This window comes from Solitalea lacus (assembly GCF_022014595.1).
Classification (GTDB): domain Bacteria; phylum Bacteroidota; class Bacteroidia; order Sphingobacteriales; family Sphingobacteriaceae; genus Solitalea; species Solitalea lacus.
This window is the reverse complement of record NZ_CP091740.1, coordinates 4078588-4103893: the sequence shown is the minus strand read 5'-3', so window position 1 is coordinate 4103893 and position 25306 is coordinate 4078588. Positions and strand designations below refer to the sequence as shown.

Sequence of the window (25306 nt, the reverse complement as noted above, 5' to 3'; positions counted from 1 at the left end):
ATAAATGAATTTCGATAATTCAGAATCCTAATGAAGTAGAATCAATTTATCTGCAAATCATATACTTATCTAAACTAAATTTTGCATCTTTGCGGCCATATTTCAAGCACCTTGATACAGATATTACGACCGTTTCTAGCCAAGTTTGTTTTCTTTTCGTTGATTATAGCATTATTCATTGGTGGTATTCAATATTTTTTTCCTGAAAGAAACTGGTTTATGGGCGAAATATGGGTTCTTTATCTTTTTTATACCCTTGTAACCTTGTTCACATTTGTTTTAGCAGGCTATGGATTAAAAAAAGGAGGAGAGTTTTCTGTATTAACAGTATTAGTAACTATTGTTGTAAAGATGTTATTGTGTATGAGTTTAGCTCTGGTGCTAATCTATACGGATCGGATTACAGATAAATGGATATTCATCAGTAACTTCTTTCTTTTATATTTATTGTACACAGTGTTTGAAGTTTATAATTTAATATATAACTTGCGCGACCAAAAAAAAATTGAAAATCGTTAAATAAATGCGCTTAAACACACTTTTTCTTAAAAAACTTTTCGTTTTATCGCTGATTTTTGCATTTGTGGCAGGAATTAATAAAACTGCGCAAGCAAATTCGGAGCATAATGAAACCGGATTAAAAGACAGTGCTCACGTAACTGAAGCGCATGTTGAGGATGAAGCTCATGGCGCAGGTCATGAGGAGAAAAAACCTTTTGAGCCGACTAAGGTAATTATGGAACACATTGGTGATTCTCACGATTGGCACTTATGGGGGCATACCTCAATCGGTTTACCTGTAATTTTAAAAACAGATGCCGGTCTTGTAATTTTCAATTCTTCAGAATTTCACCATGACCAAGAAGGTAAACATGTAGTAGAAAAAGACGGACAAAAATTTGTTCGCTTTGAAAACAAAATCTACTATGCGAGTGAATCTGCAACTGAAGAAGGACAGTATGTAACATTGGAAGGTGAGCATGCAACAAATGCCAAGCCACTTGATTTTTCAATTACGAAAAATGTAGCCTCAATGTTCCTATCGGCTATTATTCTTTGCCTTATTTTCTTTAGCGTTGCCGGTGCGTACAAAAAACGTGAAGGTAAAGCTCCTAAAGGTTTCCAAAGCCTAATTGAGCCAATCATCGTGTTTGTTCGTGATGAAATTGCCCGTCCGAACATTGGTCATAAGTATGTTGCTTATATGCCGTTCCTGTTAACAGTATTCTTCTTTATCTGGATTAATAACTTAATCGGGTTAATTCCAATTTTCCCAGGAGGAGCTAACTTAACCGGAAATATTGCTGTTACTTTAGTATTAGGTACAATTACTTTCCTTGTAACAAACTTCAGCGGAAATAAATATTATTGGAAACACGTATTGGCTCCTGATGTGCCATGGTGGTTATATCCAATTATGTTGGTAGTTGAGATTATCGGTTTATTGTCGAAGCCATTTGCACTTATCATTCGTTTGTTTGCAAACATTACTGCAGGTCACATTATCGTTCTGAGTTTGATCTCATTGATCTTTATATTCCAGACCTTGTATATAGCACCAGTATCAGTAGCATTCGTATTATTTATGGATGTGTTGGAATTGTTGGTTGCATTCCTGCAGGCATTTATCTTCACCATGCTTACCGCACTATTTATCGGTACTGCTGTTGAAGAGCATCATCATTAATAGTTGACCATTGGTCAGAAATTTTTAATAAGTAATTATTTTTTAACTAAATAAATCTATAACAAAATGATCGGAAGTATAGCTGCAATTGGTGCTGGTTTAGCTGTAATTGGTGCTGGTTTAGGTATCGGACGTATTGGTGGTTCTGCAATGGAAGGTATTGCTCGCCAGCCAGAAGCTGCCTCAAAAATTCAAACTGCAATGATCATCGCTGCAGCCCTTGTAGAAGGTGTTGCATTATTCGGTGTGGTAGTTGCTTTGTTAGGCACTCGTTAATTATTGCATTAAAATTAAGCCTGCGGCGATTGGCAACAGGCTTAGTTTTAAAATATCAAAATCATTTTTGACGGATTTATTAAAAAGAACTTTTATAACCAGCTAATATAATGGAATTAGTTACCCCAAGCATCGGATTGGTTTTTTGGACCACTATAACTTTCGTTTTTCTTATTCTTCTTTTAGGCAAGTTTGCCTGGAAACCTATTGTTTCAGCATTAAATGAGCGTGAGCGTTCAATTGAAGACGCTTTAAGTGCAGCTGATAATGCAAAAGAAGAGTTAACGCGTTTAAATCAGGAAAGCGATAGATTGTTGAAGGAAGCTCGTTTGGAGCGCGACAAAATTCTTAAAGAAGCTAAAACTCTAGGCGATAATTTAATCACTGAGGCTAAACACAATGCACAGTCTGAAGGTGCTAAAATGATCGCTAAAGCACATGACGAAATTAACGCACAAAAAAATGCTGCTTTGGCCGATATGAAAAGCCTAGTAGCTTCTCTTTCAATTGAAATTGCCGAGAAAGTGCTTCGCAAGAAATTTGATAATGCCAATGAGCAAGAAGCTTTAGTTGCAGATTTGTTAAAAGACGTAAAACTAAATTAAGCAGTTACGAGTTGAGCGTTGCTGGTGACTGATTTCCGAATCTTTAACCCTTAATGCGAAACCGAGCCCGTAATTAAAAGATATATGTCAGAAATTAAAATTTCTTTACGTTACGCAAAATCATTGCTTGATATTGCAAAAGAGCAGAATAAAGTAGAGCAAATTAACAACGATGTTAAATTGCTTTCGCAAACTCTAAGAGTTAATCATCAACTGCAAGCCATTTTGGGTAACCCTATAATTTCAATTGACAATAAGAAAAAGATCTTGCAAAGCATTTTTAACGGTAAAGTTGATAATGTATTGCTAAGTTTTTTTGATTTGATAATTGGAAAAGGCCGAGGAGCCTACTTATATTCAAGCGCTAACCAATTTAGCGAGCTTTACAATCAGTTAAAAGGTATTGTAAAGGCTGAAATTGTTTCAGCAACTGCACTTTCTGAAGTAAATAAAAATGCTATTCAGGCGAGTCTTGAGAAAGAGTTGGGTAAGCAAGTAGTGCTAAATACTAAAGTAGATGCTGCTTTAATTGGAGGGTTTGTTTTAACCGTAGGTGATAAACAATTTGATGCTAGTATTTCTAAGCAGTTGAAAAGCCTTAAGACTAAATTAACTAATAATAATTTAGTAGCATAATTAATTTAAATAGTAAAAATTAGAACTAAAATATCATGGCAGAAGTAAGACCCGACGAAGTTTCGGCAATTCTACGTCAGCAATTGGCGGGCTTCAAATCAGAAGCTGAATTAGAAGAGATTGGAACGGTGTTGCAAGTGGGCGACGGTATCGCTCGTGTTTACGGCTTAACCAAAGTTAAATCAGGTGAGCTTGTTGAGTTTAGTAACGGTTTGCAAGGTGTTGTATTAAACCTTGAAGAGGATAACGTAGGGGTTGTATTGTTGGGCCCTTCAGAAGGTATTAAAGAAGGTGATACCTTGAAACGTACAAGCCGCATTGCCTCTATCAATGTTGGTGAAGGTATGTTAGGTCGTGTTGTAAACACCCTAGGTCAGCCAATTGATGGTAAAGGTCCTATTGCCGGTGAAACTTTTGAAATGCCTTTAGAGCGTAAAGCTCCAGGTGTAATTTACCGTCAGCCGGTAAACGAGCCATTACAAACTGGTATTAAAGCGATTGATGCAATGATTCCTATCGGTCGTGGTCAGCGTGAGTTGATCATTGGTGACCGTCAGACAGGTAAAACTGCTGTTGCTATTGATACCATTATTAACCAAAAAGAATTTTACGAAGCCGGAAACCCTGTTTATTGTATCTATGTTGCTTGTGGTCAGAAAAACTCTACCGTTGCTAACATTGTTAAGACATTAACAGAGAACGGCGCAATGCCATATACTGTAATTGTTGCTGCTTCGGCTGCAGACCCTGCTCCTATGCAGTTCTACGCTCCGTTTGCAGGTGCAGCTATCGGTGAATATTTCCGTGATACAGGTCGTCCTGCGTTGATCGTTTATGATGATTTGTCTAAACAAGCTGTTGCTTACCGTGAGGTGTCGTTGTTATTACGTCGTCCACCTGGTCGTGAGGCTTATCCTGGTGACGTATTCTACTTACACTCACGTTTGTTAGAACGTGCTGCCAAAATCAATGCTACTGATGAGATCGCTCAGCAAATGAACGACCTTCCAGAGTCATTGAGAAGTAAGGTAAAAGGTGGCGGTTCATTAACTGCACTTCCAATTATCGAAACTCAAGCAGGTGACGTATCTGCGTATATCCCAACCAACGTAATTTCAATTACTGATGGTCAGATCTTCTTGGAATCGAACTTGTTTAACGCTGGTGTTCGTCCGGCTATCAACGTAGGTATTTCGGTATCACGTGTAGGTGGTAACGCTCAGATCAAGTCGATGAAGAAAGTTTCTGGTACCTTAAAGCTTGACCAGGCACAATACCGTGAGTTAGAGGCCTTCTCTAAATTCGGTTCGGACTTGGATGCTTCAACTAAGGCAGTGTTAGATAAAGGTGCACGTAACGTAGAAATCCTTAAACAAGGACAATACTCTCCACTTTCAGTTGAGAAACAAACTGCGATTATCTACTTAGGTACTAAAGGTTTATTACGTAACGTGCCAGTAGCTAAAGTAAGAGAATTTGAAGCAGAGTTCCTTCAAACATTAGAAACTAGTCATAAAGATGTTCTTGGTCAATTGAAAAAAGGACAATTAACTGACGAAGTTACTAAGGTTCTTGAAGCAGTAGGAAAAGAAGTTTCATCAAAATACTAAAATCAACATTAATTCCGAGTTAAAGGTTACGAGTTAATGGGTGTTTACTCTTAACTCGTAACTCGAAACCCGAAATCAATAAAAAATGGCCAACTTAAAAGAAGTACGTCTTAGAATTGCATCTGTAAAATCAACGCAACAGATCACCAAAGCCATGAAAATGGTTTCGGCAGCTAAATTTCGTAGAGCAACCGACGCTATTGTTCAAATGCGTCCGTATGCCAATAAGCTGAAAGGTATGCTCGCCAACTTAAGTGAATCAGTTGCCGATATGGATAATGTTTTCACACAGGATCGCGAAGTTAACAACGTGTTGCTTGTAGTGGTTACATCTAACCGTGGTTTGGCCGGTGCTTTCAATAACAACGTAATTAAAGCCACAAATGCGTTAATTGCTGAAAAATATGCAGAGCAACATAAAAAAGGTAATCTGTACATTGTTGCTGTTGGTAAAAAAGCTCAGGATTTCTACACTCGCAATAATTTTCAAGTAATTGGTAATAACAATGAATTATTCAGCAAGTTAAATTTTGCCAACGCTTCTGCCATTGTTGAAGCCATTATGGAAGGTTTCGCCGGGGGCAAGTTTGATCATGTTGAAATGATTTATAACCAGTACAAAAATGCTGCTGTACAGATCCTTACGCATGAGCAACTATTACCATTGCCAAAAGCTGTTGCTGATGCTCATGGTAGCAAAACTGACTATTTGTTTGAGCCTACAAAAGAAGAAATTGTTGAAGAGTTGATTCCTAAATCAATTCGTTTACAATTTTACAAGGCCATTCTTGATTCTCACGCTGCAGAACACGGTGCTCGTATGACAGCGATGGATAAAGCAACTGATAATGCTGGTGAATTGTTAAGAACCTTAACATTACAATATAACCAGGCTCGTCAGGCTGCAATTACTAACGAAATTTTAGAAATCGTTTCTGGTGCAAACGCTTTGGCGGAAGCATAAGATAAATGTAAAGCATATACGAAAAACCCTGATCAGATTGCTGGTCAGGGTTTTTTGTTTTATTTAGGATTCAATTAACTTTTTCATAATACGCTGATAGGTATTGATTATAGAGAATTAAGTATCCATTTGTTTCACGCTACCTTATATGCGGAGGTCAAGCTTTTTAAAAAAGATAAATTGTGGATATAAAAAGAGAATCACAAATCATATACTGAAATTTGGATTTCCTTAAAAAAAGGAGATATGGATGCTTTCTCGCTGATTTATGAGCTTAACTTTCATAAACTATTTGAATATGGTACGCGATTTATTAAGGATGAGGAAATTGTCAAGGACAGTATCCAAGACTTAACCAATGTGGTGGGTTAAGAATAACATTTAATTATCATAAGCATAAAGAACCCGATATAATATTGTCGGGTTTTTTATTGATAATTGGACAGAAAAGAATTTAATTGAAAACTGTTTTCTTTTAATAAATGGAAATTGAAGGAAACTCTACTTTAAAAATGGATACTAGAAGAGAATTTATTAAAAAGGCGGCAATGCTTTCTGGTGCGGCCGGGATATTTAGTGTATTGCCTCCATCCATTCAAAAAGCACTTGCAATTGATCCCAAGGCAGGTAGTACATTTATGGATGCCGAACATGTGGTGTTGTTGATGCAGGAGAATCGCTCTTTCGACCATTGTTTTGGTTCGTTAAAAGGCGTTCGTGGGTTTAATGACCCCCGGGCAATTACCTTACCTGATAAGAACCTGGTATGGTTTCAAAAGGATCAAAAAGGAAGAACGTATGTTCCCTTCCGAATGGATATAAAAGCTTCTAAAGCTACCTGGATGAGTTCGCTTCCGCACTCTTGGGGCGACCAGGTGGATGCACGTAATGATGGTAAATATGATCAATGGCTTGTAGCAAAGCAATCCGGTAATTATCCCGACATTCCAATGACTCTTGGCTACTATAACAGGGAAGATATTCCTTTTTATTATGCTTTAGCCGATGCTTTTACCGTTTGCGATCAGCATTTTTGTTCATCGTTAACAGGAACTACTCCTAACCGGCTCTATTTCTGGACAGGTACAATTCGTGATAAACAAAACACAGGCGCCAAAGCCAATGTGTGGAATTCTGATGTTGATTACGATAAAGAAGCCAATTGGACAACTTTTCCCGAGCGATTGGAAGAACATGGTGTTTCCTGGAAAGTATATCAGAATGAAATAAGTGTAGGTGCTGGTTTTGATGACGATGAAGATGTCTGGCTGGCCAACTTTACCGACAATCCAATTGAATGGTTTTCGCAATATAATGTCCGTTTTTCAGCAGTACATATTAACTATCTAAAAAAGAGAATTATACAGCTTCCTGGAGAAATAGAGGTAATGGAAGCGAAAATTTCTTCCCTGTTGGGAAAAGAGGCAGAGGCGGCCAAAAAGAAACTGGAACAAAAGAAAGTGTCTTTGATAAAAGCGAAAGAAACAATAACTAAATACAATTCAGATGAGTTTGAAAAGCTTTCGCAAAAACAGAAAAATTTGCATGAAAAGGCTTTTGTGACCAATTCGGGAGACCCTGATTATCATCAACTTTTAACCTTAAATTATGATGAGGCTGGTACGAAAAGGCAAATGAAAGTGCCCAAGGGTGATGTGTTACACCAGTTTAGAGAAGATGTAAAAAACGGAAAACTGCCTACTGTTTCGTGGTTGGTGGCTCCGCAACATTTTTCAGATCATCCGAGTTCGCCATGGTTTGGAGCTTGGTATCTTTCTGAGGTAATGGATATTCTTGCTCAAAATCCTGAAGTGTGGAAGAAAACCATTTTTATTCTTACTTACGACGAAAACGATGGATCCTTCGACCACATTCCTCCATTTGTTGCTCCTGATCCTGCCAGGCCCGAAAGCGGAGCAACCTCAAAGGGAATTGATGCAAGTGTAGATTATGTAACTAAGGACCAGGAGCTTCGTGATGGTCGATCGGAAAAGTATGCCCGTCAAAGTCCGATAGGGCTAGGATATCGAATTCCATTTATTGTAGCTTCACCTTGGACGCGTGGTGGCTGGGTAAATTCAGAAGTTTTTGATCATACCTCAACGCTTCAATTCCTTGAGGAATTCTTAAGCAATAAAACCGGTAAAAAAATTGAAGAGACTAATATTAGCTCATGGCGTAGAGCAGTTTGCGGAGATTTAACTTCCGTTTTTAGACCGTATAACGGAGAAAAAATAGATCTTCCGGCTTCTGTCGAAAAAGAACCTTTTCTTGAAAGTATCAATAACTCCCAGTTTAAAGACGTTCCAAAGGGATTCAAACAGCTTACTGCGGTAGAAATTGCGCAAGGTAATAAGAATCCTTTGTCAACGGATTTTATGCCGAGACAGGAAAAGGGCGTAAAAGCTTCATGTTCGTTGCCTTATCAATTGTATGCGGGAGGCAAACTTAGTAAGGATAAAAAAAGTTTTGAGTTGCAATTTGCTGCCAAAACGGATGTGTTTGGGCCTAAATCAGCAGGAGCGCCATTTAATGTATACGCTCCAGGCAAATATCGTTCATTAAAAAATCAAGGATTTGATACTGTTCAAACGTGGGCCTTTGCTGCCAAGGCAGGAGAATTCTTGAACTACTCCTGGTTGTTAAATAATTTCGAAAACGAAAATTATTTCCTTCGTGTTTATGGGCCTAACGGATTTTTCCGGGAGTTTAAGGGTAATAGCTCCGATCCGGAAATTGAGATTATAGCCGATTATAATCCAAACAGGTTCAATACTAAAAAGCTTACCGGAAATATCGATCTTAAGATTAGCAATTTAGATAACAAACGTAAATACAAAGTATTCATAATTGATAATGCTTACAAGCAGAAGGAGAAAGTACAGGTGGTTGATGCTGCCGGATCATTTAAAGGGAAAGCCCTAATTACGATTGATTTGAGTAATAGTCATGGCTGGTATGATTTCAGTGTCAAAATTGAAGGGTTTGATACGTTTGAACAACGCTATGCCGGACGGGTTGAAACCGGACAAGGGAGTTATAGTGATCCTGCAATGGGTATGCTAGTGTAAATTTAAAACATATTAACGGCAGCCGCGATAAAGTTTGTTCTTATCGTGGCTGTTTTATTTTGTGCCATGCTTCAAAATGATTGAAGATAATAAAATGGACAGCTTATTGTAATTCAGCGATAAAGTCTTATTTTAAAGTGTTAATCGATCAGACCTATGGGTACAAAAAACGGCTTGCAAAAAACGTTGAGTCCTTTTATGCTATGGGGATTAGGCGTTGGTTATGTTATTTCGGGTATGTATTTTGGCTGGAACCTAGGCCTGGAGAAAGGAGGTACATTGGGCATGGCTCTGGCCACCATAGTCATTATGGTCATGTACCTTACTTTTACATTCAGCTATACCGAGTTAACCTGTGCCATTCCAAAAGCTGGTGGAGCTTTTGATTATGCAAATAAAGCGCTTGGTACAAATGTTGGGTTTATTGCAGGGATTGCCCAAATAGTTGAATTCACTTTTGCACCTCCTGCCATTGCCTTTGCCATTGGAGCCTATTTCAATGCTATTTATCCTCAAATACCTATTTTAGCCAATGCCTTTGTTATCTACCTTGTATTTACTGCACTAAATATTTACGGAATTAAGGCTGCAGCATCATTTGAAACCATTATAACCATATTGGCTGTTGGTGAATTGCTATTATTTACCGGAATTACCGCACCAAGGTTTCAAACAGATAACTTGCTTCACAATGCGTTTCCTAACGGGGCATCAGGAGCCTTTGCAGCTATTCCTTTTGCTATCTGGTTCTTTTTAGGTATTGAAGGAGTGGCAAATGTGGCTGAAGAAACGCAAAATCCTCAGCGTGACATCGTAAAAGGTTTTGGATGGGCAATATTTACACTTGTTGTTCTGTGTGTGCTCGTATTTGTTTCTTCCATAGGGGTTGCCGGATGGGAAACCATTGTTTTCAAAAATGGCAGCAGCAGTGAGACCTCCGATTCTCCATTGCCTTTGGCCTTAGCGAAAATTACAGGCAATAATCATCCAATGTTTCATTTACTGATAGCCATAGGATTGTTTGGGCTCATCGCTTCATTTCATGGGTTAATTCTTGCTGCCGGACGTTCTACCTATGAAATGGGTAGGGTGAGGAACTTACCTCCGTTTTTAGGTGCAATTTCTGAACGCTTCCATACTCCTGCTAATGCCCTTCTGGGCAATATGATTATTGGAATGTTGGCGCTTTTATCAGGTAAAACCGGAGAGATTATTATCATTTCTGTTTTTGGAGCCTTAACCCTTTATATCATTTCCATGATTTCATTGATAGTTTTAAGGAAAAAGCAGCCGGAACTAAATCGACCTTTTAAGGTGCCTTTTTATCCTTTTTTTCCCCTCATGGCTTTGATTATTGCTCTTGTTTCGCTTGTTGCCATGTTCATTTTCAACCTTAAGTTGGGCACGGTATATTTTAGCATACTAGCCTTCGCCTTCCTGTTATTTAAGATTTTTAAGACCCGTAACACTCTTGCTTATGACAAAACAGCAAATACTGGAATACGTTAGCCAACATTCGTCAGGAAAAGTAAAATTAGCAGTTACCGATATAGATGGAGTTTTAAGAGGGAAATACGTTGCTACGGATAAATTTTTATCATTGGTAGAAGGTCGTCTGGGTTTTTGTGATGTTACTTTTGGCTGGGATATGAATGATGCAGCCTATGACAATGTAAAGTTTACAGGCTGGCACACAGGCTATCCGGATGCAGCCGTAAAACTCGACCTTAAAACCTTTAGAAAGATCCCCTGGGAAAATGATGTGCCTTTTTTTTTGGGTGATTTTATCGATGAAAAGGATGCCCCCTCTATTGCGTGCCCTCGGCAATTATTACGAAAAGTGATGGAGCAATGTGAACAGGAAGGGTTTAAACCCTACTTTTCTCAGGAATTTGAGTGGTTCAATTTTGAGGAAACTCCGTCAAGTTTGCATGAGAAAGGCTTCAGAAATCTTAAATCACTTAGTCCTGGGATGTTTGGTTATTCGATTCTTCGAAGCTCATTGAAGAATGCATTTATGACCGACTTGTTTGAACTGCTAAAATGCTTTGATGTGCCTATTGAGGGTCTGCATACCGAAACAGGACCTGGAGTGTATGAAGCAGCTATTCTGTACACCGATATTTTAGAGGCTGCAGACCGGGCTGCATTATTTAAAACGGCAGTTAAGGAAATTGGGTATAAGCATGGGATCATCGCCACTTTCATTGCCAAATTGAATGAAAATTTGCCTGGTTGTAGTGGTCATGTTCATCAGAGTTTATGGGACAAAGAGTCACAACAGAATCTTTTTTATGATGAACATGATCCGCAGAAAATGAGCCCTCTATTTAGAAGCTATATTGCCGGACAACTATACTGTCTACCCCAGATTTTACCTATGGTAGCACCCACTATAAATAGTTATAAACGTTTGGTGGAGGGAGCCTGGGCTCCAACCACGGTAACCTGGTCGGTTGATAATCGTACGGTAGCCCTGCGGGCTCTTCCTCTTAATAAAAAATCTACTCGTCTTGAAACGCGAGTAGTAGGTTCAGATGTGAACCCTTATTTGGCGATGGCTGCATGTCTGGCCTCAGGTCTATATGGTGTAAGAAAGCAACTTATACTTGCTCAGCCTGCCACAATTGGTAATGGTTACCGTGATTACTCTAATGGAACAATGCCTCGAAGTTTAGAAGAGGCTACTCAACAAATGAAACAATCAACGCTTGCCAAAGAATTGTTTGGCGAGGCATTTGTTGAGCATTTTACATCAACAAGGGAGTGGGAGTGCCGCCAATTTGCAAAAGCAGTGACTGATTGGGAGCTCAAGAGGTATTTGGAGATTATATAACATAACACTATAAGCTCAAAACTTTCATTTATGATATTTGACAAAGTATATCAATATAATTTCCCAACAATCATTCGTTTTGGTGCAGGCGCTGTAAAGGAGCTTCCTGCCTATCTTCAATATCATGGTTTGAAGAAACCCTTGATTGTTACAGATGCGATAGTGGCTCAATTGCCTTTCTTTAAAGAGATCTTAGAAGATTTAAGACGAAACTCCATTGCAGTGGAAGTATTTTGTGATACACATAAAAACCCTGTAAAGTCTGATGTTTATAAAGGAACTGATGTTTGGGATCATACGGAGAGAGATTCTATTGTAGGAATAGGAGGTGGGGCTTCATTAGATATTGCCAGAGCAATTGTCTTGCGCATTAATCATCGTGAAGACCTGTTCAAATACGATGATTTAATTGGCGGTGATATCTATGTAACCAATGAAGTGCCCCATTTTATCGCAATTCCCACTACTGCAGGTACCGGTAGTGAGGTAGGCAGAAGTGCCATTATTGCCGATGATGAAACGCATCAAAAAAGGATTCTGTTTTCTCCTAAACTAATGGCTAAAGTTGTGTTTGCAGACCCAATCTTAACCTTGGAATTGCCGGCCTTTGTTACGGCTGCTACCGGTATGGATGCTCTTACGCATAATATGGAAGCTTTTCTTGCTAAAAATCCACATCCGATTTGTGAAGGTATAGCCTTGGAAGGTATTTACCTGATCAAGGAATCGCTCGAAAAGGCAACTAATAAGCCTGATTTGGAATCACGAAGTAAAATGATGATGGCCTCTATGATGGGAGCCATAGCCTTTCAAAAAGGGTTAGGAGTGGTACACTCTCTGGCGCATCCACTTTCGTCCTTGTTAGATACTCATCATGGTTTAGCCAATGCGGTAAACATTCCCTACGGCATGGAGTTTAATATTAAAGGGTTTGAAGATAAATTCAGGAGAATTGCACGAGCTCTGGAGTTAAAAGAAGAAACCGGCGAGGCAGTAGTGAGCTATTTGTTTGATTTAAACTCGAAGATCAATATCCCTCATAAGCTTCGGGAAATTGGAGTAAAGGATGTTCATATTGAAACCCTGTCAGATCTGGCTGCTGCTGACTTTGCCCATCCTAATAATCCTAAACCAGTTACAAGGGAAGATTTTAAGTCTTTATATTTAAAAGCATTATAAACGTTAATCTCTTCATTTAAATTCCATGATTTGAAAGATAAACTAACCATAGGTATTACTGATTGCAGTAAGTATAGTAATTATAGCAACTGGGTTATATCCTACGCCGATACAGTTGAAGTGTTGAAACTTGGTGTCGGAGATTTTGATGCTATTAAAAAATGTGATGGACTGCTGCTTACAGGAGGAGAGGACGTGAACCCTCGGTTTTATAATAAGCCCGAAAATCTTGAGTATTGCTATGCCGATGACATGAACGAGGCGCGTGATGAGTTTGAATTGAAATTATTAGAATATTCTCAGCAAAATGCATTACCTGTGCTGGGGATTTGTCGGGGGATGCAAATAGGCAATGTTTTTTTCGGAGGGACACTTATTCCTGATATTCCCTCCTGGGGTAAGCCTAGTCATGCAAAATTGGCCAATGGAAATGATAAGTATCATCCGGTGAATATTGATTCACATTCCTGGTTGAGAAGAATATTACAGGCAGACGAAGGACTCATCAACAGTAATCACCATCAGTGCGTAGATAAAATAGGTTATGGATTGGTGGTGAGTGCTCACTCGCTTGACGGTATAGCTGAAGCATTGGAGCGAAGCAGTCCCGAAAACAGTTCATTTTTGTGTTTGGTTCAATGGCACCCTGAAAGGATGCAAGATCAGCAAAGTCCGTTTGTAAGGAATATACTGAACGCGTTTATGGAGGCTGTAAGAACATGGAAGAGAAAATATTAAAGAACAAATTCCCAAAATAACTCCAATGAATGTCATTAACCCAGCCTCCGAAGAAATCATAACTACACTAAAAGAAGACGGCCAGGATTCCCTATCGATAAAATTTCAGCTCTTACAAGCAGCACAACCTAGTTGGGCCCAGAAGCCTTTGGAAGTTCGGATTGAGCTACTGCGTAATTTTTGCAATTTGCTGGAAAATGATAGCGAACACTTAGCAGGCATCCTTACTGCTGAAGTGGGAAAACCTATGCAACAATCCCGAAATGAGCTAAAAGGAGCAAGACGTCGAATTGATTGGATGCTCAAGAATGCTGAAAAGTATTTAACAGATGAACTTATGACCTTTGAAGAAGGTCTAATAGAAAAAATATCGTACGAGCCTTTGGGTGTTGTTTGTAATATATCAGCTTGGAATTACCCTTATCTGGTAGGAGTTAATGTTTTTGTTCCAGCGTTATTGGCGGGCAATGTAGTTATGTATAAGCCTTCTGAGTATGCCTCTCTAACTGGGTTACAAATAGAGAAATTATTAAAAAAAGCAGGGGTTCCCGAAGATGTTTTTCAGGTGGCCATTGGCGGAAAAGATACAGGAGAGCTATTGCTGGATATGGAGTTTGACGGCTACTTTTTTACCGGATCTTATAAAACCGGAAAACATATTTATGAATGTGTAGCCTCTAAAATGGTGCCTTGTCAATTGGAATTAGGAGGAAAAGATCCACTTTATGTAGCAGATGATGTACAGGATATTATTGCTGTGGCGGAGGCAACAGCTGATGGGGCATTCTATAATAACGGTCAGAGCTGTTGTGCTGTGGAGCGTATCTACGTACATGAAAAAATTTATGATCAATATGTAGAGGCATTTTTAAAAGAAGTTCAATCGTGGAAGGTGGGAGAGCCTACTGGGCAAGGTGTGTATATCGGGCCATTAACCCGCAAGGATCAAATAGCCATTTTGGAGCATCAGATTGACGATGCACTCGCCAAAGGTGCTACAGTATTAACAGGGGGTAAACGTTGTGAAGGAAAGGGATATTATTTTGAACCAACGGTTTTAATTGGAGTGACTAATACTATGAAAATAATGCAGGAAGAAAGTTTTGGCCCTGTTATCGGCATCATGAAAGTGAAAGACGATGCGGAAGCTTTAACGCTTATGCAGGATACCCAATATGGGCTTACGGCAGCCGTTTATTCCAGTGATGAAGGACGAGCAAAGAAAATATTGGAGCAAATAAATGCTGGAACCGGCTATTGGAATTGCTGCGATCGTGTGAGTGCGGCACTGCCATGGAGTGGTCGCAAACATTCGGGTATTGGAGCCACACTTTCGCATCAGGGCTTTCGAGTATTTACAAAACTCAAAGCTTGGCATTTAAGGAATTAATGGTTTTCTTATTGGCAATGTTTTCCAATAAGTTTAAATAAAGCCACGGTTTAAAATTAAGCAGCCCCAAGTGTCTAAACTTTTGGAGGTAGTCTAATTTGGACCGGGCTTTTTTCTTTTAAGTGAATGGGGGGGGGTGTTTTTTGATGCTTGCATGCTTTTGATTGAAAGTATATTAAATTGTTAATAAATTAAATTAAATATTGATAGAATAACAATAATTGTTAATTTGCGGTTATATTCAATTTAAACGCAATGGAACACCTGAGTGAAACATTACTGAATGATTTGCATTTGGCGAAAGAGCGGATGGGCAATTCTTTTCATGATTTGGAATTTATTTTGACCTGTTTTAAAGAGGTCTTGGAAGAAAGCGGCGAAAAGGAACTTGCCCGTTTTATTCCTTGGATACATGATGAAATTCCCAAGAGTGAAGAGCTTTCAATTAAGCATATTCAGTTGTATTCCATGGTTTTCCATGTTCTCAATCTCATAGAAGTTAATGGGGCTGTTCAGCATCGCCGTAAAAAGGAGAATGAACAGTTGAAAAGTGCTAATGGCTTATGGGCACAAAAACTTAATGCATTAAAAGAAAAAGGGCTTGATTCAAGCGCAATTGCTGGAAAACTTAATGCAATAAAAGTTGAGCCGGTTTTAACTGCGCATCCAACTGAAGCGAAACGTATTACAGTATTGGAGCATCATCGCCAACTCTATTTATTGTTGGTGCAACGCCAGAATACAATGTTTACCGGACTGGAACAAGAGCAAATTCGGAATGAAATTAAGCTGATACTAGATACACTATGGCGTACCGGTGAAATCTACCTGGAAAAGCCTAATGTTGAATCGGAGTTGAGAAATGTGTTACACTACCTAACTAATGTGTTTCCTGAAGTTTTACCAATTCTAGATAGCAGGTTAGAACAGGCTTGGGTTGATGCAGGTTTTGACATTGAATTAATACAGGATATCAGAAATCGACCTAAGATTTCTTTTGGTAACTGGGTTGGCGGCGACCGGGACGGGCATCCTTTGGTAACTGATCAGGTAACTGCAGAGGCTCTTAAAACCCTCCGTTTAAATGCATTTGTGGTTATCAGACGATCATTGCTGGAGTTGGTAAGAAAGTTAAGCTTTACTCATCCCTTTGAAGATGCAGATGCTGCTTTACAACAGCGTATGCTTGAAATGAGGGCCATTTTAGGAAAAGAAGGCGATGATGCATTTTTCCGAAATTCAGGAGAAGCATTCCGTCAGTTTATTAACCTTTGTTTGGCCATGTTGCCTGTTAAGGTTAAACGAAATCACCTTATTGAAATTAAAGAGGTTGAGGTAGGATATAAATATGCAAATGAATTATTGAACGACTTGGTACTCCTGCGTCAGTCGATGATAAAATATGGAGCCAAGCGCGCTGCATTGGGTTATCTTAACAATGCTATTCGGGTAGTCGATACTTTCGGATTTCATTTGGCCAAGTTAGATGTGCGTCAGAATTCAGCTTATCATGACAAAGCCATTAACCAATTATTGCAAGCGAGCGCTTTGCAAGGCGACAATTATGCGGAGTGGACAGAAGAACGTAAACAAATGTTCCTTAACTGCGAATTGCAGTATAACCGCCCGTTCGTTCACCCTTCTATAAAATTGCAGGAAAACGCTAGTGCTGTACTGAAAACTTATGACGAACTGGCCAAGCATGTTGAAAAATATGGAGCTGATGCAATTGGTTCACTCATTGTTAGCATGACCCGAAGCGTTTCAGACTTGCTGGCTGTTTACCTGTTGCAACGAGAAGCAGGTCTTTCTGAATTTACCGAGGAAGGCTTGGTTTGTCATCTGCCGGTTGTTCCGTTGTTTGAAACCATTGACGATTTAAATAATAGCTTGGCTATTATGGATACCTTCCTCGGCCATCCTGTTACCCAGCGAAGCTTGGCGTATCAAAGCAGACAAGCTGGCGGACAAGAACCAGTACAAATGATAATGGTAGGTTATAGCGATAGTAATAAAGACGGTGGTATTTTGGCTTCGCAATGGTCGTTGTATAAAGCGCAGTATGAATTGGCTGAAATTGGTCGTAAGCATGGTGTTTGTGTCCGTTTCTTCCATGGTCGAGGAGGTTCGGTAAGTCGTGGAGCCGGTCCGGCAAATTGGTTTATCCAGGCGTTGCCGCATTCTGCACTGCAAGGCGATTTACGAGAGACAGAACAGGGGGAAACTATTGAGCAGAAATATGCCAATAAAATGAACGCCAGCTATAACCTTGAATTGTTATTGGCAGGTACAACAGCCTCTACCTTATTGCACCAGCATACGGAGCGTCAACCTCATCCTTTGGCCGCAATATTTGAGTGGATGGCAAAAGAAAGCTGTTCATTTTATGGCGATTTAATCCATCGGCCTAATTTTATTCATTTCTTTAGCCAGGCCACCCCAATTGATGCAATTGAGTCAAGCCGTATTGGTTCGCGTCCGGCGAGAAGAACAGGAGAACGTACCCTGGCAGATTTGCGTGCTATTCCCTGGGTGTTCAGTTGGAACCAAACCCGCTGTAATATGACGAGCTGGTATGGCGTAGGTTATACATTGGAACGATTATTTAACGAACAACCTGAACAGTTTAAACAATTAAAAGATGCGTTAAATTCAGATCCTTTGGTTCGTTATGTGTTTACTAATGTTGAGTCATCATTAGACTCCACCGATGAAGAAATCATTTCAGCTTATGCTGATTTAATGACAATTATTGAAGCAAAAGAAGAGATATTAGCCTTGTTGCTGGATGAGTTATCCAGAACACGTGAGATGCTTGCTAAACTACAAGACCGTTCTTTTGAAGAGCGTCGTAAAAACCGTTACTATTCAACACAACTGCGGGCTGTAGCATTAAAGCCATTGCATCTAAGTCAGATTAATCTGTTGAAGGAGTGGAGAGAGATGAAGCAAAAAGGAAGCTCTGTGGTGGAAACAGAAAATGTGCTGATTACTTTGTTGACTTCAATTAATGCTATTGCAAGTGCATTGGGAACAACGGGATAAGTAAGCTTCTGTAGAGATAAAAACAAAACCGCTGTACTTTTTTTTACAGCGGTTTTGTTTTTATGAATAGTGTGTACTTAAGTGATTAATGTTACTTCTCCGGCACAAATTTCAACGAAACAGAGTTAATGCAATAGCGATCTCCTGTGGAGGTTGGTCCATCTTCAAATACATGGCCCAAATGACCACCGCAATTTGCACAGGTAACCTCGGTGCGTACCATTCCATAACTTAAGTCTTTATGATACTCAACTGTTCCGGCTATGGCATTATCAAAGCTTGGCCATCCACAGTGAGAATCGAATTTGGTGCCCGATTCAAACAGTTTGGCATTACATGCGGCACAGTGGTACGATCCTTTTTCGAAGAACTTATCATATTTTCCGGTAAAAGGTCTTTCTGTACCCTTTTGGCGTAATACCGAATATTGCTCAGGAGTTAGTTCTTTTTTCCACTCCTCATCCGTTTTGTGAACTTTATAACTCATCTTCTTTTCAGTTTTGGGATCTGTGTTTTTTTGTTGAGCGCAAGCGGTGAGCCCGCTTGTTATCAGTATCAGTGTAATTAACAATGTTATTTTTAACGTTTTCATCTTACTGAATTTTTGTTCAGTTTTAGTTACGAAACGGAAAGCATTACGGTTTTGTTTTAGTTAAACTGCTTGAAAAATGTTACAGTTGAGTTTACTTATTTTTCTAACTGTAGTTCTTTAAAGCTCTTGATGGCATCTTTCAGGTCCTGGTTGTTTTTTAATTCTTCCTTGGCTGCTTTATAGCCCAATTCGAAGATTTCATCTGTGCGCTTTACATGGAACAGGCTGGTTGCGCCTAAGCCCTTGGGCTCAATAATTACGTTGCAAAAACGCTTTTTGCTTTCGGTGCGTGAGTTGAGACTGATAACCACTGAACGTTCAATTACCGATTTGATTCCATTAACGTGGTCAATCTTTTCCAGATGGTTACAGCATGAACCAATAATGAAATCACAATCGTCCATGATAACTTCTACCGGAAAATTATCAAGTAAACCACCATCTACATATAATTTGCCGTCAATTTCAATCGGTTTAAAAACGGCAGGAATGCAACTTGAAGCCTGTATAGGTTTAATTAATTCACCAGAAGAAAAATAGGTAACTCGGGCATTGCCCAAGTCTGTTGTAGCCACAACTAATGGTATTTTCAGTTCTTCAAAGGTTTTAGGTAAAAACTGATGGTATAAAACCTCAGTGTTTTGTAATGAAAGCAATCCAAAGCCCTTAATGGTAGGTTTGATGTATTTAAACAGGTTGGTGACCTTAAACATGTTTAAGATATAATCAGGTTGGTAACCATTAGCCAAAAAGGAGCCCACAATGGCCCCTGCACTTGTGCCGGAGATCTTCGTAAAGGTTAAACCAGCTTCATACAAGGCCTTTGCAACACCAAGGTGCGCAATTCCGCGGATACCACCGCCCGACATAACAAATCCAATCTTCATAAAGTTTTAAGTTGAAGGTTTTATGAGTAGGTAATGATTACATTGTCAGTTTTCGTCTTAACCTTACTCAGTACTTATTACTTTATTTAGGTTTATACTTCGAATCCTTTAATATCTTCTGACTATCTGATTCGCTCATTAATTGTGCCAGTGTTATCTCAGGATGTTCATTCATATATTGACGAACAATTTGCCATCCTGTCCAAACTCCTAACATTGGTGCAGAGTCATTTTCTAGGCCCGAGGTAAATGGGGCATCGTTCAAGTATTTTGCATATTTCAGCTCGTCGGTCGAATACAAAATATTTTGCGCCATTAAATCAGTCCACACATCAGCTTTATAAGTGTTACACCAGTCAATTTGTTTTTGTGAAAAACCGATTTTTGCAGAATCCGGCATATCTGGCAAAATATTATCCAAAAAGTATAAAATTTTGCCCTGATAAATCATCTGATGAAGCAGGGTTTTGTCGGTTTCATCCAAAGGGTACAATTGCTGAGCAAAAGCTTTCATTGCTGTAGGTACAATGTGGTCTTTATTTAATTTGCGTTGAATAAAATTAGGAAGGTTGACATTTTTCGACTGGTAAAAACGATAGCCTTTGCCCATAAACATATCCAATTCAACGGCCAATGTATTATTTACTGTACTGGCTCCCAGTTGAAAATCAGCAATATAACTAACAAGTTGTGGCACATTGCCTTTAGGGAAATAATATTTATAGTACTTGAAAGCATCAGTAAACTGTTCTTCAACGTTTTGTAATTGCGGATATACCGAATCAACATCATGTTTGAGCAGTTTAAAATCATGATTGTTTCTAATCATTTGTATCAGCTGCAAGTTGTTGGGATCATTAGGATCATTGCTGCGTAAAATGTTACGGAAATAGACTGAGTAAAAATCAGGGTATTTTTTACGGAGCTGAGCAGCAGATTGGGCAATATTAGTAGTGTCTAAATTAAAAAGGTCGTTCTCAAACCGGTTTATTTTTATAGTAAGGTTGATGTTGGATACATCCGGGTGCTTTTTGTTATTATAACAACCAAACAACCCCAGTAAAGGCAAACAAGTTATTAGATAAGTAAATGTAACTTTTATTTTCGGCATAAAAATCTGGTTTTAATTGATGTAGACAAAGGTATCTTATTAAAGTCAGAAATTAGATAAAAGTAAGAAAAGCAAAGAGTAAAGATCTTTTAATAACGTAAACTTTTATTTTAAAAACTACCCGGATGGATAAACTCTGAAAGCTATGCAAATTAAAGGCTGCTTGAAACCTTTTTCATTTATCTTTGTCAATCAAAAAAGAGGCTGCTCAATAACAGAATAATTGTTCAGTTCTTTTTTTTACTTGAAAACACAGGTTAACTTTTATGAAAATAGCCCTAGCTCAATTAAACTATCACATAGGTAATTTCGAATTAAACACAAAAAAGATTATTGAAACTATACATGCTGCCAAAGCAAAAAAGGTTGATTTAGTGGTGTTTGCAGAACTGGCAGTTTGTGGTTATCCTGCGCGTGACTTTTTAGAATTTACCGAGTTCATTGAACTATGTGATAAAGCTGTTGTTGCTATTGCCGCTGAGTGTAAAGGAATTGCCGCCATTGTGGGTTGTCCTTCTGTAAATCCTAAGATTGAGGGCAAGAACCTGTTTAACTCTGCGTACTTTTTAGAAAAAGGACGAGTAAAGGCTAAAGTGCATAAAACACTTTTGCCTACTTATGATGTGTTTGACGAATACCGCTATTTTGAGCCCAATACGCAGTTTGAGTTGGTTGAACTTATGGGTAAGAAAATCGCTCTGACCATTTGTGAAGATCTTTGGAATGTTGATGAAGACCCGCTGTATGTAAAAGCTCCTATGGACGAGTTGATTCACCTCCGTCCAGATTTGATGATTAATATTGCGGCATCACCTTTCGACTATCGTCATCGTGAAGATCGTTTAGAGGTGTTGAGCAATAATTGTGAGAAATATAATTTACCCTTGATCTACGTAAATCATATTGGTGCTCAAACCGAGTTGGTTTTTGACGGAGGTTCGATGGTAATGAATGCAAATGGACATTTAATTGATGAGTTAAAATATTTCGAAGAAGATTTTTCAATAGTAGAATTTAACAGCGGATTATGCGCATTTGAAGCCAAAGAAGTTTCAATTGGGGGCGCCTGGCAAAATGAAGATAATGATAAACCACTTGATGTTTCGGGTCTTGAAACCATTGAGCGTATATACAATGCCTTAGTGTTAGGCATTCGCGATTATTTCCAAAAGTCTGGTTTCAGCAAAGCTACCTTAGGAATGTCTGGCGGAATTGACTCTGCAGTAGTGCTGGCTTTGGCTGCTGAGGCATTGGGTAAGGATAATGTGTTGCCGGTCTTAATGCCTTCGCAGTATTCAACAAATCATTCAGTTGATGACTCAATGGATATGATAAATCTCATTGGCTGTAAGCATGAGACGATTGCCATTAAAGATATCTTTGATTCATTTCAAACTGCTCTTAAACCTCAGTTTAAAGATTTGCCGTTTAATCTTACCGAAGAGAATATGCAGGCGCGTATCCGTGGGGTGCTGTTAATGGCAATATCCAATAAGTTTGGCTATATTTTGCTTAACACATCAAATAAAAGTGAAAATGCAGTGGGTTATGGAACCCTTTACGGCGACATGTGCGGCGGACTTTCAGTCATTGGAGATGTGTACAAAACACAGGTGTTTGCCTTAGCTCGTTACATTAACAGAAACGGAATCATCATTCCTGAAAACATCATTACTAAAGAGCCATCAGCAGAGCTTCGTCCAGACCAAAAGGACAGTGACTCATTGCCTGAATATGAAGCTTTAGATAAAGTACTTTATCAATACGTTGAGTTAAGGAAAAGTTCGCGAGAAATTATTGCTCAGGGTGTTGACGAAGTCTTGGTAAAACGAATTTTAAAGCTGGTGAATACTAACGAATATAAACGCCATCAAACACCACCTATATTGAGAGTGTCGCCAAAAGCATTCGGTATTGGAAGAAGAATGCCAATAGTAGGTAAGTATCTTTCTTAATTGTATTTTAATGTGCTTTCTTATAATTGGTTACCCGATATGATTGGTAGGTGTAATCTTTACAAGAAGTGCTTTTAAAAAGCATAAGAATAATTAAATTTACCTCACAAAAATTAAAACATGGAAAGATACCTAGGAATAGATGTGGGTGGGAATCATGTTAAAACCGGAATCGTTGATAATATAGGAGAGATTCAGGATTTTAAAAGTTATGAGACTGCCGAATTAAGAAAGAACGGTCAATTTGTTGAAAACCTGCTTGATCGAATGGTTTATAGACTTATCAACCATAAAGACGTAAAAAGAATCGGTATTGGTCTTCCGGGTACAATAACTAAAGATCGCTCAGCTATGATTGAAATTACAGCCATTCCTGAGCTTAATGGGGTAAAGCTGTTAAAGGCATTTGAAGATAGGTTTCCTGATATGGATATTTTTCTTGAAAATGATGCCAATGCTGCTGCTTTAGGTGAATTACATTTTGCTAAAAAAAAGGCGCCTGACACCTATGGCTTCATTACTTTAGGTACCGGTATTGGAAGTGCTGCGGTAATCGATCGAAAAGTTTTTACTGGTGGAGATGGAAATGGTTTGGAATTAGGGCATATCCCATCACGCAATAATAAGACCCTTGAAGAGAATATCGGTAAAAAAGGGATCTTGAATTTGATTGAAACCCGTTTGAGAGAATATTCAGGACATACTAAGGTGTCAAGAGAAGAGCCGGCCTCAGCTACTAAAACAGTTATTGCTGCAAACGAGGGTGATGAGTTTGCCCGTCAGGTGTTCTTTGAAGTGGGTGAAGTTTTAGGTGAGGGATTGGTTGCATTTATCCGAATTATGGATATTAAAACTATAATTATCGGCGGAGGCTTATCTGCAGCTTATGAATTTATTGAGCCTGGTATAAAAAAGCAACTGGAATATTTTTTAACTCCTTATTACCTCAAAGACCTTGATTTGCGTTTAGCATCTTTGGGTAATGATGCTGGGTTGTTGGGAGCAGCATCACTTTGTTTTGATTAAATTTCATAAGTAGTATAGGTTAATAAAAAGGGTCGGAAGTATCTTCCGACCTTTTTTATTAACTCTTAAACTTTGGTCCTTTACTGATAAATCGCCACAAGAAAGACAGTGCAATAAATCCTCCTGCACCAATGCAGGCGAGCATGGCAATAATGTCTCCACGCTTGCTGTAAAAGGTGATTTCGGTGTTCAGATTCAGGTCAGCTTTAATGGCAGCTTGTTTCCACCATTCGGTTTGCTGAATAATATCACCTCTTTGATTAATAAATGCAGAAATGCCGGTATTGGCCGACCGAGCTATACTCCTGCGGGTTTCAATAGCACGCAGTTTGGCATATTGCAAATGTTGCTTATATCCGGATGTGTTTTTCCACCAGCCGTCGTTAGTAATAATAGCTAACAATTGTGCATCTTTTTGAATATGATCAGCCATGAATGACCCAAAGATAGATTCGTAACAAATCGCCGGAGCCACACCAATGCCGCTTTGAGTATAAACAACCGGGTTGGGATTGTCTTTGCCATATCCGCCGGAAGTTCCCCCAAGATCAATCACTATGTTTCCCAGAAAGCCTAACACGTTGGAGTAGGGATAAGATTCAACACCTGGAACCAGCTTGCTTTTATGGTAAACCTGTACTTTTGAGGTGTTTTCAATCAATAAGCCGGCATTGTAAACATCATAATACCTGCTACTTTCTTTATTGTATCGGGCCGTTTGCGTTTTCTTATCGTTGTACCATTTTACCGTAACAGCACCCGTGAGAACATTTCCGTTTTTGTATTTTGACAGGAATTTCTGTATTAACTCAATGCTTGGATCATAGGAGAGATCATCCTCTCTAACTAATGGAATTATGGCTGTTTCAGGCCAGATAAAAAACTCAGTATTCGGTTGCCCAAGGGAGTCAGAAAGATGAATCAAACGTTCCATTTGCATTTCAGCAGGCATGCTGTCAAATTTCTCGGAAAAAGGATCAACATTGGGTTGCACGATTACTATATTGGCCGGATTGCCGGCTTCTTTATATCCGAAATAGATTTTTAATGAAATTGCAATGGGAATAATTAATAGTAGCGTTAACTGTCCAATTCTTACGATTAGCTTTGAATCAGACTCTTTAACAATGATTTTGTAAATTTTGTAGATAAAAATATTGCTAAGCAATATCCATAACGAACCGCCAAATACACCTGTATATTCATACCATTGTACTAATTGGTGATATTCGGCCAGGCCATTTCCTAATGTCATCCAGGGAAAAGCCAGTTGCCATTCCTGGTGAAGATATTCATAGCCCAGCCAGGCGCAAACCAGCGCTGCAAGGCCAATGTTTTCTCCAAAGTTCCTTCTTATTCGATGGTAAAGTAAAAACGGTAAGCTCATTAAGAGCGAGCCCAATAAAAGAGGAACACTAACAATACCAAGTGCTCCGGCAACACCTAATTCTTGTCCGGCATTATAAATCCAATAAAGACAAAGTGTATTCCAGATGAAAAAGCCGATATAGCTATTGGCAAATATCTTTCGGCCTGCCTTATGAGCATGCTTAAGTTGATCAGCAAGAATTAATAAAGGAACAAATGCAAAAAATAATAAAGGGGCATAGGGGAGAGGAGGCCAAGCTAACCACAATAATATGCCTGTTAATGCGGCTAGAAGCAAGTTCTTTAGTTTAGACATTTAATTTATTTAGG

21 protein-coding genes are annotated in these 25306 nt (G+C 38.9%); 17 read left to right on the top strand and 4 right to left on the bottom strand.

The features are described from left to right. Positions 1-111 precede the first annotated feature (111 nt). From L2B55_RS17630 to L2B55_RS17565, 15 genes are all read left to right on the top strand, one after another. Positions 112-519 (top strand): hypothetical protein, encoded by a 408-nt coding sequence (locus L2B55_RS17630; protein WP_237847566.1) that lies wholly within the window; start codon positions 112-114, stop codon positions 517-519. A 4-nt stretch (positions 520-523) separates the two neighbouring features. Further along, on the top strand, positions 524-1687 hold the full coding sequence (gene atpB, locus L2B55_RS17625; protein ID WP_237847564.1) for a F0F1 ATP synthase subunit A: 1164 nt from the start codon (positions 524-526) through the stop codon (positions 1685-1687). A gap of 66 nt (positions 1688-1753) precedes the next feature. Then, positions 1754-1963: an ATP synthase F0 subunit C gene (gene atpE / locus L2B55_RS17620; RefSeq protein ID WP_103790345.1), complete on the top strand. Its 210-nt coding sequence runs from the start codon at positions 1754-1756 to the stop codon at positions 1961-1963. Positions 1964-2073: 110 nt separating this feature from the next. Beyond that, positions 2074-2568: a F0F1 ATP synthase subunit B gene (locus tag L2B55_RS17615; protein WP_237847562.1), complete on the top strand. Its 495-nt coding sequence runs from the start codon at positions 2074-2076 to the stop codon at positions 2566-2568. A gap of 84 nt (positions 2569-2652) precedes the next feature. Next, the gene (atpH, locus tag L2B55_RS17610; RefSeq protein WP_237847561.1) at positions 2653-3204 is read left to right on the top strand and encodes an ATP synthase F1 subunit delta; all 552 of its coding nucleotides are present in this window, start codon (positions 2653-2655) and stop codon (positions 3202-3204) included. Between the two features lie 35 nt (positions 3205-3239). Then, complete coding sequence (gene atpA / locus L2B55_RS17605; RefSeq protein WP_237847559.1) at positions 3240-4814, top strand: F0F1 ATP synthase subunit alpha; 1575 nt, start codon at positions 3240-3242, stop codon at positions 4812-4814. An 85-nt stretch (positions 4815-4899) separates the two neighbouring features. Further along, positions 4900-5778: an ATP synthase F1 subunit gamma gene (atpG, locus tag L2B55_RS17600; protein WP_237847557.1), complete on the top strand. Its 879-nt coding sequence runs from the start codon at positions 4900-4902 to the stop codon at positions 5776-5778. Between the two features lie 246 nt (positions 5779-6024). Further along, the gene (locus L2B55_RS18950; RefSeq protein WP_255696513.1) at positions 6025-6150 is read left to right on the top strand and encodes a hypothetical protein; all 126 of its coding nucleotides are present in this window, start codon (positions 6025-6027) and stop codon (positions 6148-6150) included. A 140-nt stretch (positions 6151-6290) separates the two neighbouring features. After that, positions 6291-8849, top strand: coding sequence for a phosphocholine-specific phospholipase C (locus L2B55_RS17595; RefSeq protein WP_237847555.1), 2559 nt, complete (start codon positions 6291-6293; stop codon positions 8847-8849). A 156-nt stretch (positions 8850-9005) separates the two neighbouring features. After that, positions 9006-10358: an ethanolamine permease gene (eat, locus tag L2B55_RS17590; protein ID WP_237847553.1), complete on the top strand. Its 1353-nt coding sequence runs from the start codon at positions 9006-9008 to the stop codon at positions 10356-10358. Beyond that, the gene (locus tag L2B55_RS17585) at positions 10327-11685 is read left to right on the top strand and encodes a glutamine synthetase family protein (protein ID WP_237847551.1); all 1359 of its coding nucleotides are present in this window, start codon (positions 10327-10329) and stop codon (positions 11683-11685) included. Before eat ends, L2B55_RS17585 begins: the two co-directional genes overlap by 32 nt. A 30-nt stretch (positions 11686-11715) precedes the next feature. After that, positions 11716-12864: an iron-containing alcohol dehydrogenase gene (locus L2B55_RS17580; RefSeq protein ID WP_237847549.1), complete on the top strand. Its 1149-nt coding sequence runs from the start codon at positions 11716-11718 to the stop codon at positions 12862-12864. Between the two features lie 30 nt (positions 12865-12894). Next, complete coding sequence (locus tag L2B55_RS17575; protein ID WP_237847547.1) at positions 12895-13602, top strand: gamma-glutamyl-gamma-aminobutyrate hydrolase family protein; 708 nt, start codon at positions 12895-12897, stop codon at positions 13600-13602. A gap of 25 nt (positions 13603-13627) precedes the next feature. Further along, positions 13628-14992 carry an aldehyde dehydrogenase family protein gene (locus tag L2B55_RS17570; RefSeq protein ID WP_237847545.1) on the top strand — a complete coding sequence of 455 codons (1365 nt, stop codon included), beginning with the start codon at positions 13628-13630 and terminating at the stop codon, positions 14990-14992. A gap of 255 nt (positions 14993-15247) precedes the next feature. Next, on the top strand, positions 15248-18037 hold the full coding sequence (locus L2B55_RS17565; protein WP_237847543.1) for a phosphoenolpyruvate carboxylase: 2790 nt from the start codon (positions 15248-15250) through the stop codon (positions 18035-18037). A gap of 91 nt (positions 18038-18128) precedes the next feature. On the opposite strand, the gene msrB is transcribed toward L2B55_RS17565, so the two are convergent. The 3 genes from msrB to gldB form a co-directional block, all read right to left on the bottom strand. Then, a complete protein-coding gene (gene msrB, locus L2B55_RS17560) occupies positions 18129-18524 on the bottom strand; it encodes a peptide-methionine (R)-S-oxide reductase MsrB (RefSeq protein ID WP_237847541.1) in 396 nt (131 codons plus the stop codon). Positions 18525-18724: 200 nt separating this feature from the next. Beyond that, entirely contained in the window at positions 18725-19516 is a 792-nt protein-coding gene (locus tag L2B55_RS18975) for a patatin-like phospholipase family protein (protein ID WP_276573978.1), read from the bottom strand. Between the two features lie 82 nt (positions 19517-19598). Beyond that, positions 19599-20627: a gliding motility lipoprotein GldB gene (gldB, locus tag L2B55_RS17550; RefSeq protein WP_237847539.1), complete on the bottom strand. Its 1029-nt coding sequence runs from the start codon at positions 20625-20627 to the stop codon at positions 19599-19601. A 266-nt stretch (positions 20628-20893) separates the two neighbouring features. Here gldB and L2B55_RS17545 point away from each other — a divergent pair, with 266 nt between their 5' ends. Beyond that, positions 20894-22582, top strand: a complete 1689-nt coding sequence (locus L2B55_RS17545; protein ID WP_237847537.1) for an NAD+ synthase — start codon at positions 20894-20896, stop codon at positions 22580-22582. A 120-nt stretch (positions 22583-22702) separates the two neighbouring features. After that, a complete protein-coding gene (locus L2B55_RS17540) occupies positions 22703-23608 on the top strand; it encodes an ROK family protein (protein WP_237847535.1) in 906 nt (301 codons plus the stop codon). A gap of 58 nt (positions 23609-23666) precedes the next feature. On the opposite strand, the gene lnt is transcribed toward L2B55_RS17540, so the two are convergent. Next, positions 23667-25292 carry an apolipoprotein N-acyltransferase gene (gene lnt / locus L2B55_RS17535; protein WP_237847533.1) on the bottom strand — a complete coding sequence of 542 codons (1626 nt, stop codon included), beginning with the start codon at positions 25290-25292 and terminating at the stop codon, positions 23667-23669. Between the last annotated feature and the right edge of the window lie 14 nt (positions 25293-25306).

Excerpts from the sequence above, each read along its gene's own strand:
- atpB (WP_237847564.1), top strand. The coding sequence starts at position 524 with ATGCGCTTAAACACACTTTTTCTTAAAAAACTTTTCGTTTTATCGCTG.
- atpE (WP_103790345.1), top strand. The coding sequence starts at position 1,754 with ATGATCGGAAGTATAGCTGCAATTGGTGCTGGTTTAGCTGTAATTGGT.
- L2B55_RS17615 (WP_237847562.1), top strand. The coding sequence starts at position 2,074 with ATGGAATTAGTTACCCCAAGCATCGGATTGGTTTTTTGGACCACTATA.
- atpH (WP_237847561.1), top strand. The coding sequence starts at position 2,653 with ATGTCAGAAATTAAAATTTCTTTACGTTACGCAAAATCATTGCTTGAT.
- atpA (WP_237847559.1), top strand. The coding sequence starts at position 3,240 with ATGGCAGAAGTAAGACCCGACGAAGTTTCGGCAATTCTACGTCAGCAA.
- atpG (WP_237847557.1), top strand. The coding sequence starts at position 4,900 with ATGGCCAACTTAAAAGAAGTACGTCTTAGAATTGCATCTGTAAAATCA.
- L2B55_RS18950 (WP_255696513.1), top strand. The coding sequence starts at position 6,025 with ATGGATGCTTTCTCGCTGATTTATGAGCTTAACTTTCATAAACTATTT.
- L2B55_RS17595 (WP_237847555.1), top strand. The coding sequence starts at position 6,291 with ATGGATACTAGAAGAGAATTTATTAAAAAGGCGGCAATGCTTTCTGGT.
- eat (WP_237847553.1), top strand. The coding sequence starts at position 9,006 with ATGGGTACAAAAAACGGCTTGCAAAAAACGTTGAGTCCTTTTATGCTA.
- L2B55_RS17585 (WP_237847551.1), top strand. The coding sequence starts at position 10,327 with ATGACAAAACAGCAAATACTGGAATACGTTAGCCAACATTCGTCAGGA.
- L2B55_RS17580 (WP_237847549.1), top strand. The coding sequence starts at position 11,716 with ATGATATTTGACAAAGTATATCAATATAATTTCCCAACAATCATTCGT.
- L2B55_RS17570 (WP_237847545.1), top strand. The coding sequence starts at position 13,628 with ATGAATGTCATTAACCCAGCCTCCGAAGAAATCATAACTACACTAAAA.
- L2B55_RS17565 (WP_237847543.1), top strand. The coding sequence starts at position 15,248 with ATGGAACACCTGAGTGAAACATTACTGAATGATTTGCATTTGGCGAAA.
- msrB (WP_237847541.1), bottom strand. The coding sequence starts at position 18,524 with ATGAGTTATAAAGTTCACAAAACGGATGAGGAGTGGAAAAAAGAACTA.
- L2B55_RS18975 (WP_276573978.1), bottom strand. The coding sequence starts at position 19,516 with ATGAAGATTGGATTTGTTATGTCGGGCGGTGGTATCCGCGGAATTGCG.
- gldB (WP_237847539.1), bottom strand. The coding sequence starts at position 20,627 with ATGCCGAAAATAAAAGTTACATTTACTTATCTAATAACTTGTTTGCCT.
- L2B55_RS17545 (WP_237847537.1), top strand. The coding sequence starts at position 20,894 with ATGAAAATAGCCCTAGCTCAATTAAACTATCACATAGGTAATTTCGAA.
- L2B55_RS17540 (WP_237847535.1), top strand. The coding sequence starts at position 22,703 with ATGGAAAGATACCTAGGAATAGATGTGGGTGGGAATCATGTTAAAACC.
- lnt (WP_237847533.1), bottom strand. The coding sequence starts at position 25,292 with ATGTCTAAACTAAAGAACTTGCTTCTAGCCGCATTAACAGGCATATTA.